We start from the raw sequence: 17804 nt of genomic DNA, 5'->3' as shown, positions 1-17804 counted from the left end.
ATAAAAAAATATTACATGCTACATATCAAAACATTTTTCATCTAATGTTTTCTTGATATTTTTCATGATGTAATAAGCAAAAATATATATGGGTTCAAAGTTGATTTAATTTATAATAAATTATCATAAAAGGATTATTATGCACCATATTTTGATATAACAATTTATCATATTTAACTTGAATTCAAATTTAAAAGAAAAACAATTTATTATAAAATTAAATGATATAAATAATATAAGCGTATTAAAAATCTAAATTAAAATTTATTAGTTCAAATAATAAAAAAATATAATTGTATTTTAATACAAATCTATCATAGTGATTAGGCAAACAAATCCCAACAGTAATGCTAAAATTCATAATCAATCACAATAATAATAGAATCAAATTTATTAAAAAAAAATAATATTTAATTAATTATCTCCTTGACATTGTATATATTGCTAGAGAAGATAATCATAGGATTACTTTGGTAATTTATTTTATTTTATATTTTTATTTATTGATTATATTTCGGAGAATTTTATATGAAGTCTAACAAGTATAGTGCATGTCTTTTAGCAGCTGCTTTTGGTATTTTACCAAGTCAGTCTTTAGCTGTAGATGTATCGAAAAAACCTTCTCTCAGTAAATCGTCTGTGAGCTCAACATCAGATTCAATCTTTTCTATAGGAAATAGATATCAATTCGATGAGCGCGGATTATGGACCGGATATAGCACATCTCTCAATCTTGCTATGCAGTATAATAAAGTTGATATCTTAGGCTCAAAATCAAATAATAGCAAAGTTTATTACATTGGATTAGGCTCCGGATATGATTATCAAATGGGCGATTTTGTTGCTGGTTTTAATGCTGATTTAACAGCTGGATTGCTACAAAAAGAAGTATCTTCCGAATTAAAAACCAGTGGAACCGAAAAAAATAGTAAAAATACTTACACCATTGAGAGTAGATCTATGTTGCGCGCTGGATATTCATTTGAATCCATTCTAATCTATGGAGAAGGTGGATTATCTGTATCAGGAATACTTGACAAATCTTCAGAAGCAGTAGAAGCGAATGGTAAAACTGATGTTTTTAAAAAGTTGAAATTCACAGATAAAATTTTATTTGCTCCTGTGATAGGAATTGGTACACAGGTCAGGATAGATGATAATATTTCTGTAGGAGGATCGTATCATTATACTACTGGTAAATTTGAGTTAACAAACAAAGGTAACAGTAGTGCTGATCCTAAAGTTGATGTTATTACCGATGATATTGATGCCAATCTTGATAAACATAGGTTCTCTATGAATATTAGATATCACTATTAATAATACATGTTTTAAATATAAATTATTGCAATTATTATATTAGAATAAATTATAAGTATAATTCGTATTATTATTGATATTTATAATCAATGTCTTTCTTAATATGAGCAATTTAACTTAGAAAATATGATTTATCTCCTATGCGATTTTTTTTAACATTCGCATAGGAATGTTTATTATTGGTATTAAATTAATTCCTTATATTTTTTATAATGAGAAAGTTTATTTTTTTAGCAAAAGTCATAATTATAACTTTTTTTGAAGATAAAAAATTATTTTTAATTTTATAAACTAATTATCTACATATTAATAATAGTAGTCTACTATTCAGATTGTAGATATAGATTAATTTCAATAAAAATAATTTATAAAATAACTATTTCAACCGAATTTACTCTTAAGTTTGAAAACTTTTTTATAAATTTAATGGCAAATTTCACTTAAATTCATAACAAAATCAAATAATTATATTATAAATAATCACAAATTAAAGTATTTTAAAGGACGAAAACTCATTCTATGAATAGTACTTGGTCCATTTTCTTTTATAGCTTGTAAATGTTTTGCAGTAGGATACCCTACATGAGAATCAAAACCATATTTAGGGTATATTTTATGAGCTTCTCTCATAATACGATCACGTGTTACTTTCGCAACTATAGATGCAGCCGCAATAGATAGAGAAATTTTATCTCCCTTAACAATAGCAAAAGACTGACATGGTAGATTTTTAGGCACACTACGTCCATCAATAAGAACTGATTTAGGCAATATATATAATTTTTTGACAGCAGTACACATAATATCAAGTGTTGCTTTGTGTATATTATTATTATCAATGTAAATATTATCTGCATAATCAATTGATATAATAGAACTATCAATTATTTCTTCGTATATTTTTTCTCGTTTTTTTTGTGTTAACATTTTTGAATCATTAATTCCCAAAGGAATTTTATCTGGATTAAGAATAACAGCAGCCACTACGATAGGACCTGCTAAAGCACCACGTCCAACTTCATCTATTCCAGCTATAGGCCATAAGTTTTTTTGATGTAATTTCAACTCAAATTCAAAATTAGGATGATTACCTTTTATCATATAGGATCAATAAGGCCTTATTTTTATAAGATATATACAAAAACGATATGAGAAGTTTTTAAAAAATTTATAGGAATTATTACTGAGCAGTAATAGCAAATTAATTATAAAACAACTAACCTTGTTATAATATAAATAATATCGTTTTTCAAAATATTATATATCAAAAATGCTATATATCCCGTTTATCCCCATATTATAGAGATAATATTTTATTTTATTAGGTTAAATTATATATTATAAGCAACAATATGAAAATATAATATCTACTTAAATCGCTAACAAGTAGTTTTATTATCTATAATTTTTTTATATGCAAAACACTAATAAATAAAATATAATTGAATTTAATCTAAAGAAAAATTTGATACTCATCATCAAATTCTCCTATACGATTTATTTTCCATTCTAATAGTATTCCTACTTTAAAAAGAAATTTTTTACATACAAGTTCACCAAGATATTCAATATCATATCCTGTATCATTACCCGTATTAAACATAAAATTACAATGTAATTCCGAAATTTTAGATACACCAAAAGTCAATCCAGGAAATTTTGCATCATCTAGCAATTTCCATGCGTAATATCCCACAGGATTTTTAAAGGTATATCCTCCTATTTTTCTCTTTTAGATTGTACAGATGCACGATGTTTCAAGACATCAGCAATAGCATAACTTATAATATTTTTATTTTCTTGAAAATCCTGAAATACAACACTTGTTATAATAAGATATTTTGGAATGCTCGAAGAACGATATCAATATTGCATGTCATTTCGAAATGACATGGTGATTTCCCCTACGATCTACAGCGTTAATTTATATAATAAGTTCAGATATATCACAATAATTAGCTACAGAATTCATAAATGCTGCTCCTCCAATAGATCCAGGTATCCCAGACAAAAAGTGGAAACCGCCAATGATCCCTACCATGCTGTAAAGCTAAATTAGAGACTATTTTACCAAAACAGCTAGCACCAGAAATAATTTTAAAATCATTTTTTACTTTTAACTTACAAAATCAAGATTGAGATAAGCATATCGTTATACTTTTAATATCTGCATCAAACACTAAAATATTTGAACCTAAACCCACAACAGTTACAGGATAAATATTAAGGCAAAATCATCAATATCTTGTGGATAGAACATAAGATCGGCATTTTCACCAGTACGAAAGCAAATGATTTTACGCATTGGAAAATTTTCTTGAGATTTTCATCTTAATTTTTTTGTATAAGAGATAAGATTATCTTTCACAAATTACCTATTGAATATTTTGTATTTTAGAAACAAAAACAGAAGCCCATTGGGAAATACTTCCTGCACCGAAGAATATTACGAAATCCCCTGACTTTACAATTTCTGATATTTTTTTAACAAGAAAATCTAAAGAATCCACGTAATAAGCTGCATTATGGCCATTTTTACTGATCCTTTTGACTAATTGTTGAGAAGTAATTCCCTTAATTTTTTTTTCTCCAGCTTCATAAACAGGAGTAACAAATAAAACATCAGCAACATCAAAACAGGTGATAAATTGATCAAATAATGATTCAAGTCGTGAATAACGATGTGGTTGATGTATAGCTATTACTTTTCTATTACAGACATCACGAGCCGCAGTAAGAACTGATGATATTTCTATAGGATGATGACCATAATCATCGAAAAAATGTATATTTTTCCATACTCCTACAGGAGTAAAACGTCTTTTAACTCCAGCAAAAGCGGCAAGACCTTTGGTAATATTTTCTAATGATACGCCTAATTTATAAGCAATAGTAATAGCAGCAGACGCATTTGCAACATTATGTTTTCCAATCATATATAAAACACAATCTTTAATCTCTACATGATTACTTATTGCCTTTCCACGAATAGCGATATCAAAGACAGTATGATCTGAGAATTTTCTGATGTTATAATAATAAACATCAGCTTGAGGATTATTGCCATAAGTAATAATCTGACGATTTTTAATATTAGGGATAAGATTGCGCACATCTGGATTATCGAAATAAAGCACCCCAAAACCATAAAAAGGAATATTATTAATAAACTGACTAAAAGCAGAACGAACAGCATCAAAATTACCGTAATAATCTAAATGTTCTGGATATATATTGGTAACTACAGCAATATCTGCAGGCAATTTTAAAAAACTAGCATCTGATTCATCTGCTTCAGCTACTATCCATTCCCCTTTGCCTATTTTTGAATTTGTTCCATAAGAATTAATAATCCCTCCATTAATAACTGTTGGATCGAGATTACCCATATCAAGCAATGTAGCAATAATTGAAGTGGTTGTTGTTTTACCATTAGTTCCAGAAATAGCAATAGATCTACGTAAATTCATAATTGCTGCCAACATTTCAGCACGGCTTATTATAGGTATATTTCTTTCGCGAGCAGAAATACATTCAAGATTATTGCTATCAATAGCTGTAGATACAACAATGACTGAAGCATCCCCTATATTTTCTGATTTATGACCAATAAAAACCTCGATTCCTTTTTCCCTAAGTCTAACTACGTTTGCACCTAAGTATATATCTGATCCTTGTACCTTATAACCAGTATTATGCAAAACCTCAGCTATACCACTCATACCTATTCCGCCTATACCTATAAAGTGTATGAGACCTATACCTTCTGGTAGCATAATAATATTATCCTCTTTAAATTAGACAAACCTTTTTTATAAGCGATCTTATCAACCAAAATTAAAAACAGAAAAGATTATAGGTATCTTTCTATATGAATAAATTACAAATAGATAATAATAAAAGATATTTTTTACATGCTTTTATTAAAGAAATAAAAATAATTATTAAAAACTAGATATTGTCACTAATATCAACTTTTATCCAAATTATACAAAAAATATTTTTAAAATTAATTGTTTCCAGCAATTTTTTCAATTAAATTTACAAGTGATAAAACAGCATCAGGCCTACCTTTTGATAATGCTGAATTAGCCATATTAACTAAATAATCTGGGTTATCTATACAATAAGAGATAGATTTCGCTAATATTTCTGGCGAAAGGCAATCTTGTGTTATTACTTCCGCCCCACCTCCATTTTGCAAAAATATTGCATTTAACAACTGATCATTACTTCCTGAATTAGGATAAGGAATAAGGATTGAAGGGCGTCCTATAACAGCTATTTCAGATACTGTCAAAGCTCCTGATCGACATATCAACAAATTAGCATTAACAATATGCTCATCAATATCATAGAAAAACGGTGCGATCTTAACTTTTAATCCTAGCAAATCGTATTGTTTTTGCACTTTGTTTTGTTCGTTTTCCCTTACCTGTTGAGTAATAATCAATCTTTGACGCTGTTTTAAAGTAAGCAGAGCGATACTTTTTGGCACAACATCCGACAATATTGCTGCACCTTGGCTCCCACCAAATATAAACAAATGGAAAGGCTCTAATTTAGTACTAGCTTTATAAGGCAGATTTGATCTTTTTATAATAGAAGAACGTATAGGATTACCTGTAACCACTACTTTGTCATATAAAAAACCATTTTTTGGACAAAAAAGACCACCTGCAACAACTTTAACCCCTAAAGATAAAATACGATTTGCTCTTCCCATAATGACATTTTGTTCGTGAATTACAGTAGGTATTCTCAAAATTATAGCAGCCAACATAGGAGATAACGTTGGATAACCTCCAAAGCCAACAATTACCTTCGGCTTAATTTTCCTTATAAGAACAAAGGATTCTTTCAATCCCTTCAATAAGCTAATAATAGAACGAAATAAAACAAATAAACTTGAGAAATTTATTTGAGCAGCAGAAATTACATATATAGTCCCCGCAAATTGTTTTTGAGCTAAGTTTTTAGCACGTTCATCTGTTGCTAAGCAGATGTTATATCCTTTTTTTTGTAACTCATGCGATAATGAGACTGCAGGCAAGACATGTCCTCCTGTCCCTCCTGCAACTAATAATACGACATCATTTTTTATCAACATAGATAATCCTTCTGCGAGAAATACTTCACTTATAGGAACGTTTCTCAGGGATAAAACGTGTCAATGATAGTATATACCCCATTGTGATACACATCCCCAACATTGAAGATCCTCCATAGGAAATTGCAGGCATTGTCATACCTTTTGTTGGCAAAAGATGCACATTAACACCAATGCTAATAACTGCCTGCAAACCTATCTGCAATGCAAGTCCAAATATAGCCATACGGGTAAAATCATCTAATTCTCTCATTGCGTATATTAAAGAACGTATAGTAATAAAGGCGAATATGCATATTATGAATATACAAAATATAATTCCAAACTCCTCAGCTGCTACAGAAAAGACAAAATCAGTATGACTATCAGGTATCAACCGTTTAATAGTACCTTCACCGGGTCCCCTACCAATCCATCCTCCATTTATAATAGCATCACGTGAACTATTAGACTGAAAAGAATCTCCGATTCCAGTAAAAAAGTTATTAATACGCACTGTGACATGTGGCATCATATTATATGCTAAGGTCAAACTAATTATCCCCAAAATACCTAATAATATAATCCATATCCAAGAAATGCCAGTGATGAACAACATACATCCCCATATTACAGACACCAAAATACTTTGTCCAAAATCAGGCTGTGCAATTAATAATGCTATTACGATTCCAAATAAAATAAGAGAAAAAATATTTCCTGGGATATCTGGCTGACGAATTTGTTCAGAAAATAGCCAAGCACATACAACGATAAAAGAAGGCTTCATAAATTCAGAAGGCTGTAATGAGATTTCTGAAAAATATAACCAACGCCTAGCTCCTTTAATTTCTACTCCGTAGAACAGCACTAATATCATAGCTATCAAAGACAAACAAAGTATAATTACAGCCGTACTTTTAACCTGTTTTTGAAATAAAAATGAAAAGATTATCATTAAAAATATTGAAGGAAAAAGAAAAAAAGCATGTCTTTTGACAAAATAAAAGCTAGAAAATCTAAGTTTTTCAGCTACTGTTATAGAAGCAGCAAAAGACAACATAAAACCTATTGCTATTAAAGATAGGAAAGAGATCAACATAAACCAGTCTACAGTCCAAAACCAATCTGCTAAAATTCCCTTTTCAGTGCGTTTTACCATGATGATTGTCTTTCTTTTTCTATATCAACTAGCATATCTATCCCATCTATTTTAGCAACATGAGACATAAAAGAAAAACCTCTTTCTCTAAAATTCTTATATTGATCAAAACTTGCACATCCTGGAGAAAACAATACAACAGTAGGAACAGTAGAATTAACAACATAACTAGTAGCACTTATTACCGCTTTTTCAAGAGTTTCAGAGATCTCATAATCTACTTTACCATCCAGCTGAATAGCAAAACTATCTGCTGAATCACCAATAAGATATGCTTTAGTGACTTTTGATAAAAAAGCTAAAATACATGAAATATCGTTTGATTTAGCCAAACCACCAACTATCCAATGAATTACTCTTTTTTCATCCAAAAAAGCATTAAGCACAGAATGAATATTTGTTGCCTTAGAATCATTAATAAAAACAGTGTTTCCTAATTTTGCTATTTTTTGCCTACGATGTGGTAATCCTCTAAAAGAAGATATAGCAGATTTTATATCTTCTTTTTTTAGTCCCAATTGCATACAAACTGTAACAGCTGCAGCCATATTATGAATATTATATTCATCATTTTGATTGGAAAGATCTAGCAATACCTCTGATGTGGGGGATAATTTAATACATAATTTTTCGATATAAATATCACCTGCTGATGTAACTGGCATAGGATAGATTCTAGTAGTTTTATAACCATTATCAACCATATCAGATGCAATTTTTTCACATACGATATCATTTATGCAAATAATTGCACTTTCGCTATTATTTACAAGATGTTGCTTAATACGTGCATAATTCTCCACAGTATGATGTCTATCAAGATGATCAGGATAAAAGCTAACAAGAACTCCAATTGAAGGATTTATTGTTGGCGAAATGTCTATTTGATAAGAGGAACATTCTATCACATAAAAACGATCTTCAGATAAATCTGCAAGATTCATAATAGGCTTACCAATATTACCACCTAATTGAACATCAAGACCATTTCTTTTTAAAATATGTGCAATCAATGCCACAGTGGTTGACTTTCCATTGGTCCCTGTCACTGCGATAAAATGAGAATTTACACAAGTAAAACGTCTTTCCCGAACGAACAATTCAATATCACCGATAACCTCAATATTAAATTTAAGCGCTAATTTAATACACCAATGAGCTTTACTTCCTGTAATTGCGATACCTGGAGAGACAACCAAAGAAGAAATATTTGACCACCTTATATTGCGAAAATCTTCAACTTTAATCCCAATATTCTTAGCATTAAGAACAGATTTAGGATTATCATCCCAAGCAATAACATGTGCCCCTGAAGCCATCAAAGCATTTGCAACAGCTAAACCAGAATTACCCAATCCAAGAACAGCAACCGATTGACCTTTCAAATAACTTACAAGCACAAAAGTTACCTTATCTTCAAAGTTAATAGACCAACAACGGCTAATATAAAAGAAATTATCCAGAAACGAATTACTATTTGGCTTTCACTCCATCCTTTTTTCTCAAAATGATGGTGAATAGGAGCCATTAACAAGATACGTTTCCCAATTATTTTAAAATATAATACCTGAACAATAACAGATAAAGTTTCAACGACAAATACACCCCCGATAATTATCATTATAATCTCATGTTTTGTTGCTACTGCAATTCCTCCAAGCAATGCACCAAGAGCAAGAGAACCTGTATCTCCCATAAATATAGCAGCTGGAGGTGCATTAAACCATAAAAAACCAAGTCCTGAACCTATTAAAGCCCCAACAATAACTGCCAATTCACCGACACCTGGTACAAAGTTTATTTGAAGATAATGAGCAAAAATAACATTTCCAGAAGCATAAGCAATAAGAGCAAATGCAACAGATGCAATCATAATCGGAACAATAGCTAATCCATCAAGACCATCTGTTAAATTAACAGCATTAGCTACTGCTACAATGACAATAGCACCAAATGGAATGAAAAATATTCCTATATCCAATATAAAATTCTTCATAAAAGGAAATGAAATAGCAGTAGTAGTATCTATACCCAAAAGCTTTGATTTTGAAAAAAATAAAAATGCACACATAGCAATAGTAGCAATGATAATCTCTATAATAATCCTAATATACCACGATAAACCTCTGTGGTTTTTACTAATAATTTTCAAATAATCATCACAAAAACCAACAATACCAAAACCAAAAGCTAAAAATAAAACAATAATAACATGTGGAGAAGAAAAATCAGCCCATAAAAGAGATGATGTTATGATCCCGAATAAGATCATCAATCCACCCATAGTTGGAGTGCCAATTTTTTTAGAATGAATTGGTAAATTATCAATACGAATAGGCTGGCCCTTATCTCCTTGATAGGCTCTAAGCAGAGATATCATCTTATCTCCAAAGGCCAAAATCATAAAAGAAGAGCTTAAAAATGCCGCGATTGATCTAAATGTAATATATTTAAAAAGGTTTAATAATAATATATATTCTGAAAAATCAGCTAATCCAGCAAACATTCAATCCTCTTTTATAGGTTAAAAATATAATAGTATGTGAAATATAAATATAATTAATATTATATCGACAACTGAATGCAATAATTATTATACAGTGTGTAATAAATTTATAAATTATAGTATAAATTCAACAGAATTAATGTGGTTCATAAAACTATATTTTAGAGCATCAATTTAATCAATTATATAAATTATATAAATTAAAATAATCATTTTAGTAATATTTTTACCAATTAAACATATATAATTTAGTAAATGAACGTAGATCCAAAATTACAGCATTTATTATTATACGATTAGTTGTAAAATAAAAATTATTTAATATCACTATTACAAATAGATTAAAATATAAATGCATTATTAATATAATAATCCACATAAGTATTGATTAGATGATATTTATTTAAATATGATTATATGGATAATAGTCAATCATAATTAAAATAATAATTTAGTCATTATAATTAACAATTATAAATTCTTTAAGCATCAACTGAACAAGTTGATGCAATCCACACATATTAGAAGATTTAACAACCATGACATCACCTTGAATTACTGAAGTTTTAATAAATGCAAATAGATCAACTATTTCTGTAAAATACTTCACATTAATATCTATTGACAAAGCATTTTTTAAGTGCACCATATGAACCCCAGTCAACCATACATGCGATATGTTATGTGAACATAGTACTTTTGCAAGATTAATATGAAATAATTTCGACATTTTTCCCATTTCACACATATCTCCAAGCACCGCAATTCGACGACCTGTTCCATATGGAGAAGTTTTAGATAAAACAGATATTGCTGCTTTCATAGAAGCAGGATTGGCATTGTAACTTTCATCAATCAGTGTGAAATATCCTTTTTTTAATGCAAGGTGATAACGCTTACCTCTACCTTTTTGAGGCTTAAAAGTAGCAAGAGCATTAATTGATTTAGCAACGTCAACATCAAGCATCGCAACAATACCTAATGTTGCAACAACATTATATGCCATATGTTTTCCTGAAGTAGCAATAATCACTTCTAAGATATGATCATTTATTTGGAATTTTATCAAAGATTTTTCTGATAATTGCTGAAACTTGATAAGTCTAAAATCAGCATCAACTGATTTTCCAAATGAATAAATTTTGTTAATACCCAAATCCCTTGCCTTATTAGCAAGAAAATCAAAATATGGATTATCATGATTTAAAAGAACAGAACCGTCATTTTCTAATTCTTCAAAGATTTCGGCTTTTGCAGCAGCAATTTCATTCAAATTTGAAAAGTTCCCTATATGAGCTGGAGCAATTGTAGTAATGATAGACATATGAGGACGAACTAATCGAGTCAAAAATCTGATTTCATTAGGAGCGCTCATTCCTAATTCAAAAAAACCAAATTCTGCATCATGTGGCATACATGCCAAAGTTAATGGAACACCTATACGATTATTATAGGAATTTATACTAGCATGAGTTTTCCCTACAGATGATAAAGCCAATTTTAGCATTTCTTTAGTAGTAGTTTTACCAACCGATCCAGTAACAGCAATAATTTTAGCATTAGAACGAAGACGAGATGCAATAGCAAGGTTGTTAAGAGCTAATAAAACATCTTTTACCAAAAATATTGGAACAGATAACTGTCCTATTGAGGAAATCATACTCGCATCTATGACTACGATAGATGCACCTTTGTTTACAGCATCCAAGACATAATCATGACCATCATAACGTTCCCCTTTTAGTGCAAAAAATACATCTCCCGCAACAATAGAACGACTATCTATTGATATTCCACTCACAAAACCTGCGGGGAATTTATCAACAGCTTCACCCTGTATAGCATCCAATAAATCATGAAAACTCCAAAGTTGATTCACAAAGATCCTAACAAAATTTCACGTATTATTTCACAATCAACTGATAACATCTTCTCTCCATCTTTAATAATTTGTACTTTTTCTTGTCCTTTCCCCGCAACTACCAACACATCATCTGCATTCAACATAGAAATAGCCATACGTATAGCATCTTGGCGGCTACCCTCCTCAATAAAACCAGAACAGCCATCAATAATATCAGAGCGAATTGATACAGGATCTTCAGTCCGCGGATTATCATCTGTTACAATGGCAACATCTGACATCTTCAAAGCAATTTGTCCCATAATTCTTCGCTTGCCAACATCACGATCACCACCACATCCAAATACTAAAATAATTTTACCAGAAAAAATATTTCTAATACTTTTTAACATAGTCTTTAAAGAATCAGGAGTATGGGCATAATCTACATAAATTTTTCCTCCTCTTGAATTATCTCCAATATATTCAAATCGTCCAGGAACAAGACTTAATTGCTCTAAAGACTTAATCACATCATCAACATTAATTCCCGTTGATAGGCATAATCCTGCGGCAACAAAAGCGTTATATACTTGAAATTCTCCATGAACAGGAAAAATAATATCATAATTTTTACCATCAATTGAGAATTTCACTCTTTGTTTTCCATTTATTGAAATCAATTGTTTTATGCGAATAAATTGTCCATTATTTCCTACTGATAGCACATGGCATCCTGCTGTTTTAGCACGCATTATTACTTTTTCTGAAAATTCATTATCTGCAAAAATAACTGCAGGAGCGCCTTTAGGTAATAATCTTTCAAAAAGTAACATTTTTGCATCAAAATACGCATCTATTGTTTTATGGTAATCAAGATGATCACGACCAAGATTAGTAAAAGCTCCTGCGAAAAATTTTATACCATCTAATCTATGTTGATCCAATCCATGACTTGAAGCCTCAATAGATAAATGCGTTACCCCTTTAGAAACTAGCAAAGGTAGCAATCGTGAAAGATAAACAGGACTAGGAGTAGTTAATCGACTTTCATTATGTTGAAGGAATGGAATTAGTCCTTCTGTTCCAATCTGACTAGCAGATAATCCTAAATATTGAAAAATCTGACGCACAAAAAAAGCAACTGAAGTTTTCCCAGCAGTTCCTGTAACAGCGAATATTTTTTCAGGATGAGCCCCATATAATCTTGTAGATATAATTGCTAAAAACCTTCTCGTATTATCAACCACAATAATGGGCACATCAAATTTCAAGTTATCTGGATAACAATACAAATTACAAGAATCAATAACAACAGCTGTAGCGCCTAGTTGCAATGCCTGTGAAATAAAATCATGACCATTTAATTTGTTGCCAGCAATAGCAACAAACATCCAACCTTTTTTGATAGCACGACTATCTGAACTGATATGACAAATATCACGTTCTAAGCAATCTGCAGAAAAACTCAATAACTGTTGAGTTAATTCTGGAAAATCACTACATATTAGGTCCTTTAATTTCAAAAACGGCCTCCTTTAAAAATAAAATTTAAGGATTTTAATCAATTGTTTTATGATACAATAGTATAAAAGTTATATCATCTTAAAACAGGTTTTACACCAAGCATATTTGCTGACTTACTAATAATCTCTCCCACCATAGGAGCAACATTAACACCAGCAGTAAGCTTATTGTATACTTTTATTTTTGGTGAATCAATAAAGCTCAAAACAACATACTGAGGATTACTTATAGGAAAAACTGCAATAAAAGAGTTAAAATTTAAATCATTTGCATAATATCCATCAACAACTTTTCGAGCTGTTCCGGTCTTACCACCAACTTCAAATCCAGGCACAAATGCCCTCCTCCCTGAACCACCAACAACACCATGATAAAACAAACTACGCATTGCATCTACAGTGCTTTTTTTAATAACTATACTAGATAGTTTGTCTGCTTCCTCACGAGTTCTATGCATAAAAGTAGGCGGTATTAATTTTCCACCATTAACCAGAGAAGCAGCAGCTACTGCTGTTTGTAAAGGTGTAGTCGCTATACCATGCCCAAAAGCAATCGTCAAAGAATGAATTCTATTCCAATTATAAGGATAAGAAGGCTCCTTATTTTCAGGTAATTCTGTTTCTAATTTTGTTAATAAACCTAGTTTATATAAAAAATCCCTGTGCATCTCAACGCCTAAAGCATCAGCAATTTTAGCAGCTCCAATATTAGAAGAATATTGAAAAATCTCTTTAAGGCTTAATTTTCGCATTTGTGGATGAGAATCTCTGATTAAAAATTTTCCCTCCTTAATAGGATAGCTAGTATCAATTTTATCTTCCAGGGTAAACAAACCACTATCAATAGCCATCGCAATAGTAAATGCCTTAAAAATCGAACCCATCTCAAATATTCCATAAGAAATACGATTAAGCCATCCTTCCTTTAAAGAATTTTTATGCTCATGTGGATCATGATCAGGTATCGATACCATAGCAACGACTTCTCCTGTATTAGCATTCAGAATGACGGTTCCAGCTGCTTCTGCATTATATTTTTTTTTATTTTCAATTAAAGACTGACGAACAATATCCTGCACACGTAAATCAATAGATAATCTAATGGGCTTGATAGATTTTTCTTCCATAAACGACGTTGATAAGATTGATAACCCTTGCATATCAATAAATTTTTCAATTCCTGTTACGCCATGATTATCAATATCAACATAACCCACAACATGTAATGCACTAGATGCAGCAGGATATAAACGCGTTTTTTCAGTACGAAATCCTAATCCTGGAAGGCCTAAATTCAAGATGCTTTTTTGCTGTTGTGGAGTAAGTTGTCGACTTAACCATTGAAATTTAGAATTAGAAGTCAACTTTTTACGAATTTTTTCTACATCAATATCTGGTAATACAGTCTGCAGTTTTTCTACTATCTCATCAATATTAATAACCTTATGTGGTTCGGCATATAAAGAAAAAGTTCGTATATCTGTAGCAAGAATATAACCATTTTTATCAAATATATCAGGACGTGAAGTTATATATAATTCAGAAGGAAGTTTAGAAAAACGATTAACATTTTCATGCTTAATATTACCATATTGAACTAATCGTATTGCAAGAATAGAATATATTCCTAAAAAAAAAACAATTACCATAAAAATACGATTATTAATTTTTATTACAATTTTTTTACGATTATTATGAATGAAGTATTCCTTATTAGGACCTTGAAATGTAATGCGTTTATTAACAAGGTAGTTAACCAAATTCATAGAAAACCAAGTATTAAATCGCGATGTTATAACAAAAGGAAATACCATTTAAAACTAAAAACTCCTATATCAAAAATATATTTTGTTGTACTAAAGGTCACTAATTTACTGTTTTTAAGGTTCTTTTGAGTTTTTATCTTCTCGCATACCACTTGTATCTGAAGAAAAAACTTTTGCATTTCGCGAAAAATCTCTAAATTTTATTTTTGATAAATCATCAATTGATATCAACTGTAAGGTGTCAGTTTGATATAATTGCAGCTCTTTTTGATAAAAAGAAACAAGGCTCTTAATTCGTTGAGGCTGAACTAATAGCGCCAATTGAGCTTTGAGTAATTCAATATAATGTTGTTCTTCTACTATTTTATGTTTCAAAACCTTTAAGTGATCTGTCTTCAAATCTGATTGATGTTTGATGTAATACGTTGCTGTAATAGAAATAATAACTAAGGCGAAAATTACCAAATCAACTGTTTTCAACATTTCTATCTCCAAATAGAGAAAGTTCAGGCAATCTAGGCAACTTAGCAAATGGAATGCTCTTACCTATAGGCGGAGATTCAGTTCTCATTCCAGCACGTAATTTGGCAGAACGAGCACGTTTATTTTTCCCAATATCACTTTCAGTTGGCACCATGACCTTTTTGCATAAAGTTTTAAAAACCACAGGCGTTGTATTAGTTACAGCCATGTTACGAATAAATGTCCCCCTTCCTGAACGACTAGCAAAAAAATTTTTAACAATACGATCTTCCAAGGAATGAAAGGAGACAACTACAAGAACCCCTCCACACTTCAATACTTTTTCTGCGGAAAATAATCCTTTAACTAATTCTCCCAATTCATCATTTACAAAGATACGCAATGCTTGGAATGAACGTGTTGCTGGATGAATGCGATTTTTTTTGATGATATATGCTGTCTTGCTAATAAAAGAGGATAAATCATTAGTTGTTTTAAAGGGATCATATTGACGACGTTTAACAATAGCATGAGCGATACGAGAAGCCTGTTTTTCCTCGCCTAAAATTCCCAAAATACGAATAAGATCTTTAACATCTACATTATTAACGACATCAGCTGCCGATACTCCAGAAGATGACATCCTCATATCTAAAGGACCATCTTTTTGAAAAGAAAAACCACGATCAGCATAATCAATCTGCATAGATGAAACGCCTAAATCAAAGACAATCCCATCAAATCCATCATCTGGAGCATACTTTTCTAATTGAGAAAAATTATCATTAAAGAGAGAAAAATTATCTTTATATTCTTTCATGGTTTTTTGTCCTTTTGAAACAGACAAAGGATCACAATCCAAAGCAATAACCTTTGCCCCTAGTTTACAAAAAGAAAGGCTATAACCCCCCGCCCCAAACGTCGCATCTAAAATAATCTTATCAGGAGTAGGATTAATAAAGGAAATAACTTCTGATAACATAACAGGAATATGGTCATCGTGATCATGATGAATTATATCATTAGATAATTCCTTAGATCCTATGAAAGGCATTTCGCTAGAACAAATAAACTTCATAAAAGACTCCGCATAACCTATTTATCACAATCTTGGAGTGAGTATTTTTTCCTAGATTCTGCTTGAATGGTTTTAAAGTTTTTAGGATTCCACAATTGAAAGTAATTACCCCTACCAACAAAAGTTACTTCATTTACAATCCCAGTAAACTCACGAATAAAATCTGTTACCATGATCCTTCCTTCAGAATCCATTTTCAAAAAAACTCCACCTCCATGAATGAGAAGTGATAACTGATTTGCCTTTGTTGAAAGAGGATCATTTCCCTCTATTCTTTGTTCAAACTTTTCAAGTAAATTACTATCTCCAACGCTTATTGCTGGGAAAAAAAAATCCTGGAAACAATATAGTTCTTTAATACAACGATCTATTAAAATAGACCGAAAAACCGAAGGGACAGAAACGCGCCCTTTTGAATCTATACTTTTAGTTGCATTAGATAAAAAACGTTTCATTCACACCACGCCTCAACACAAGCGTTAAAAATAGTTTATTTTTTTTTATGTAGCCATATGGGATAACATGGGAAAAATTGGGCGTCAATGGGATAATTATTAACTATATGTAAAAAGAAAAGAAATTATACCTTTGCTAAATAAATAATAGTTTATCGAAGAACATCGATTTTACTTTAAAAATATAAAAAACGTATTTTTTACGATAAATAATTCCTAAAAAAGGAATAAAAGAATAAAAAACATCATTATTAGAATAATATTAGGATAAAGCTGTAAAAAACATAAAATAATATTTATCGTTTTTAAAGGAAATAAATATAAAACTTAAAATTATAATATCTATTTATTCTCGTAAAAATACTTTAATGAAGATATAATTAGTGTAATTAACTAGATGATTAAATCATATTTCAAAGCCAAATATACAATCACAACAAATCATCCCATAAATGACCAAATTTTATGATTAATACTGCAAATCTCATCAATGTTTAAGACAATACTATTATAAGTATGATCTGTATAAATATAATATATAAAAAGACTAACTAAATCAATTAATTGATGATATAAGCATAAAAACATCATTATTAG

At 30.4% G+C, this 17804-nt stretch carries 14 protein-coding genes; 1 reads left to right on the top strand and 13 read right to left on the bottom strand.

The genetic code is table 11. The annotated features are described in order from the left end of the window. The first annotated feature begins 528 nt into the window (after positions 1-528). Positions 529-1320: an outer membrane protein gene (locus LAM_RS02355; RefSeq protein WP_007557366.1), complete on the top strand. Its 792-nt coding sequence runs from the start codon at positions 529-531 to the stop codon at positions 1318-1320. 480 nt (positions 1321-1800) lie between these two features. Here LAM_RS02355 and LAM_RS02350 read toward each other — a convergent pair whose 3' ends face one another. The 13 genes from LAM_RS02350 to mraZ all read right to left on the bottom strand — a co-directional run bounded on the left by LAM_RS02350 (position 1801) and on the right by mraZ (position 17207). Then, on the bottom strand, positions 1801-2421 hold the full coding sequence (locus tag LAM_RS02350) for a ribonuclease HII (RefSeq protein WP_007557365.1): 621 nt from the start codon (positions 2419-2421) through the stop codon (positions 1801-1803). A gap of 352 nt (positions 2422-2773) precedes the next feature. Continuing rightward, on the bottom strand, positions 2774-3043 hold the full coding sequence (locus LAM_RS05485; protein WP_276224802.1) for a UDP-N-acetylmuramate dehydrogenase: 270 nt from the start codon (positions 3041-3043) through the stop codon (positions 2774-2776). Positions 3044-3695: 652 nt separating this feature from the next. Next, on the bottom strand, positions 3696-5099 hold the full coding sequence (murC, locus tag LAM_RS02340; RefSeq protein ID WP_040055905.1) for a UDP-N-acetylmuramate--L-alanine ligase: 1404 nt from the start codon (positions 5097-5099) through the stop codon (positions 3696-3698). A 230-nt stretch (positions 5100-5329) separates the two neighbouring features. Continuing rightward, a complete protein-coding gene (murG, locus tag LAM_RS02335) occupies positions 5330-6430 on the bottom strand; it encodes an undecaprenyldiphospho-muramoylpentapeptide beta-N-acetylglucosaminyltransferase (protein WP_007557361.1) in 1101 nt (366 codons plus the stop codon). A 25-nt stretch (positions 6431-6455) separates the two neighbouring features. Next, positions 6456-7571 (bottom strand): FtsW/RodA/SpoVE family cell cycle protein, encoded by a 1116-nt coding sequence (locus LAM_RS02330; RefSeq protein ID WP_007557360.1) that lies wholly within the window; start codon positions 7569-7571, stop codon positions 6456-6458. Then, positions 7565-8971 carry a UDP-N-acetylmuramoyl-L-alanine--D-glutamate ligase gene (murD, locus tag LAM_RS02325; protein WP_007557359.1) on the bottom strand — a complete coding sequence of 469 codons (1407 nt, stop codon included), beginning with the start codon at positions 8969-8971 and terminating at the stop codon, positions 7565-7567. The genes LAM_RS02330 and murD overlap by 7 nt, the downstream gene beginning before the upstream one ends. A gap of 5 nt (positions 8972-8976) precedes the next feature. Then, entirely contained in the window at positions 8977-10077 is a 1101-nt protein-coding gene (gene mraY / locus LAM_RS02320; protein WP_007557358.1) for a phospho-N-acetylmuramoyl-pentapeptide-transferase, read from the bottom strand. Between the two features lie 451 nt (positions 10078-10528). Further along, positions 10529-11956 (bottom strand): UDP-N-acetylmuramoyl-tripeptide--D-alanyl-D-alanine ligase, encoded by a 1428-nt coding sequence (locus tag LAM_RS02315; RefSeq protein WP_007557357.1) that lies wholly within the window; start codon positions 11954-11956, stop codon positions 10529-10531. Beyond that, entirely contained in the window at positions 11953-13446 is a 1494-nt protein-coding gene (locus LAM_RS02310; RefSeq protein ID WP_007557356.1) for a UDP-N-acetylmuramoyl-L-alanyl-D-glutamate--2,6-diaminopimelate ligase, read from the bottom strand. Before LAM_RS02310 ends, LAM_RS02315 begins: the two co-directional genes overlap by 4 nt. Positions 13447-13520: 74 nt before the next feature. Next, positions 13521-15260, bottom strand: coding sequence for a peptidoglycan D,D-transpeptidase FtsI family protein (locus tag LAM_RS02305; protein ID WP_007557355.1), 1740 nt, complete (start codon positions 15258-15260; stop codon positions 13521-13523). 66 nt (positions 15261-15326) lie between these two features. Next, a complete protein-coding gene (gene ftsL, locus LAM_RS02300; protein WP_007557354.1) occupies positions 15327-15695 on the bottom strand; it encodes a cell division protein FtsL in 369 nt (122 codons plus the stop codon). Then, positions 15679-16728: a 16S rRNA (cytosine(1402)-N(4))-methyltransferase RsmH gene (gene rsmH, locus LAM_RS02295; protein ID WP_051050884.1), complete on the bottom strand. Its 1050-nt coding sequence runs from the start codon at positions 16726-16728 to the stop codon at positions 15679-15681. The genes ftsL and rsmH overlap by 17 nt, the downstream gene beginning before the upstream one ends. A gap of 41 nt (positions 16729-16769) precedes the next feature. Next, on the bottom strand, positions 16770-17207 hold the full coding sequence (gene mraZ / locus LAM_RS02290) for a division/cell wall cluster transcriptional repressor MraZ (RefSeq protein WP_007557352.1): 438 nt from the start codon (positions 17205-17207) through the stop codon (positions 16770-16772). Between the last annotated feature and the right edge of the window lie 597 nt (positions 17208-17804).

The organism is Candidatus Liberibacter americanus str. Sao Paulo, from assembly GCF_000496595.1.
GTDB lineage: Bacteria > Pseudomonadota > Alphaproteobacteria > Rhizobiales > Rhizobiaceae > Liberibacter > Liberibacter americanus.
Note: the sequence above shows the minus strand (reverse complement) of the source record. Positions and strands in the feature narration are given on the sequence as shown.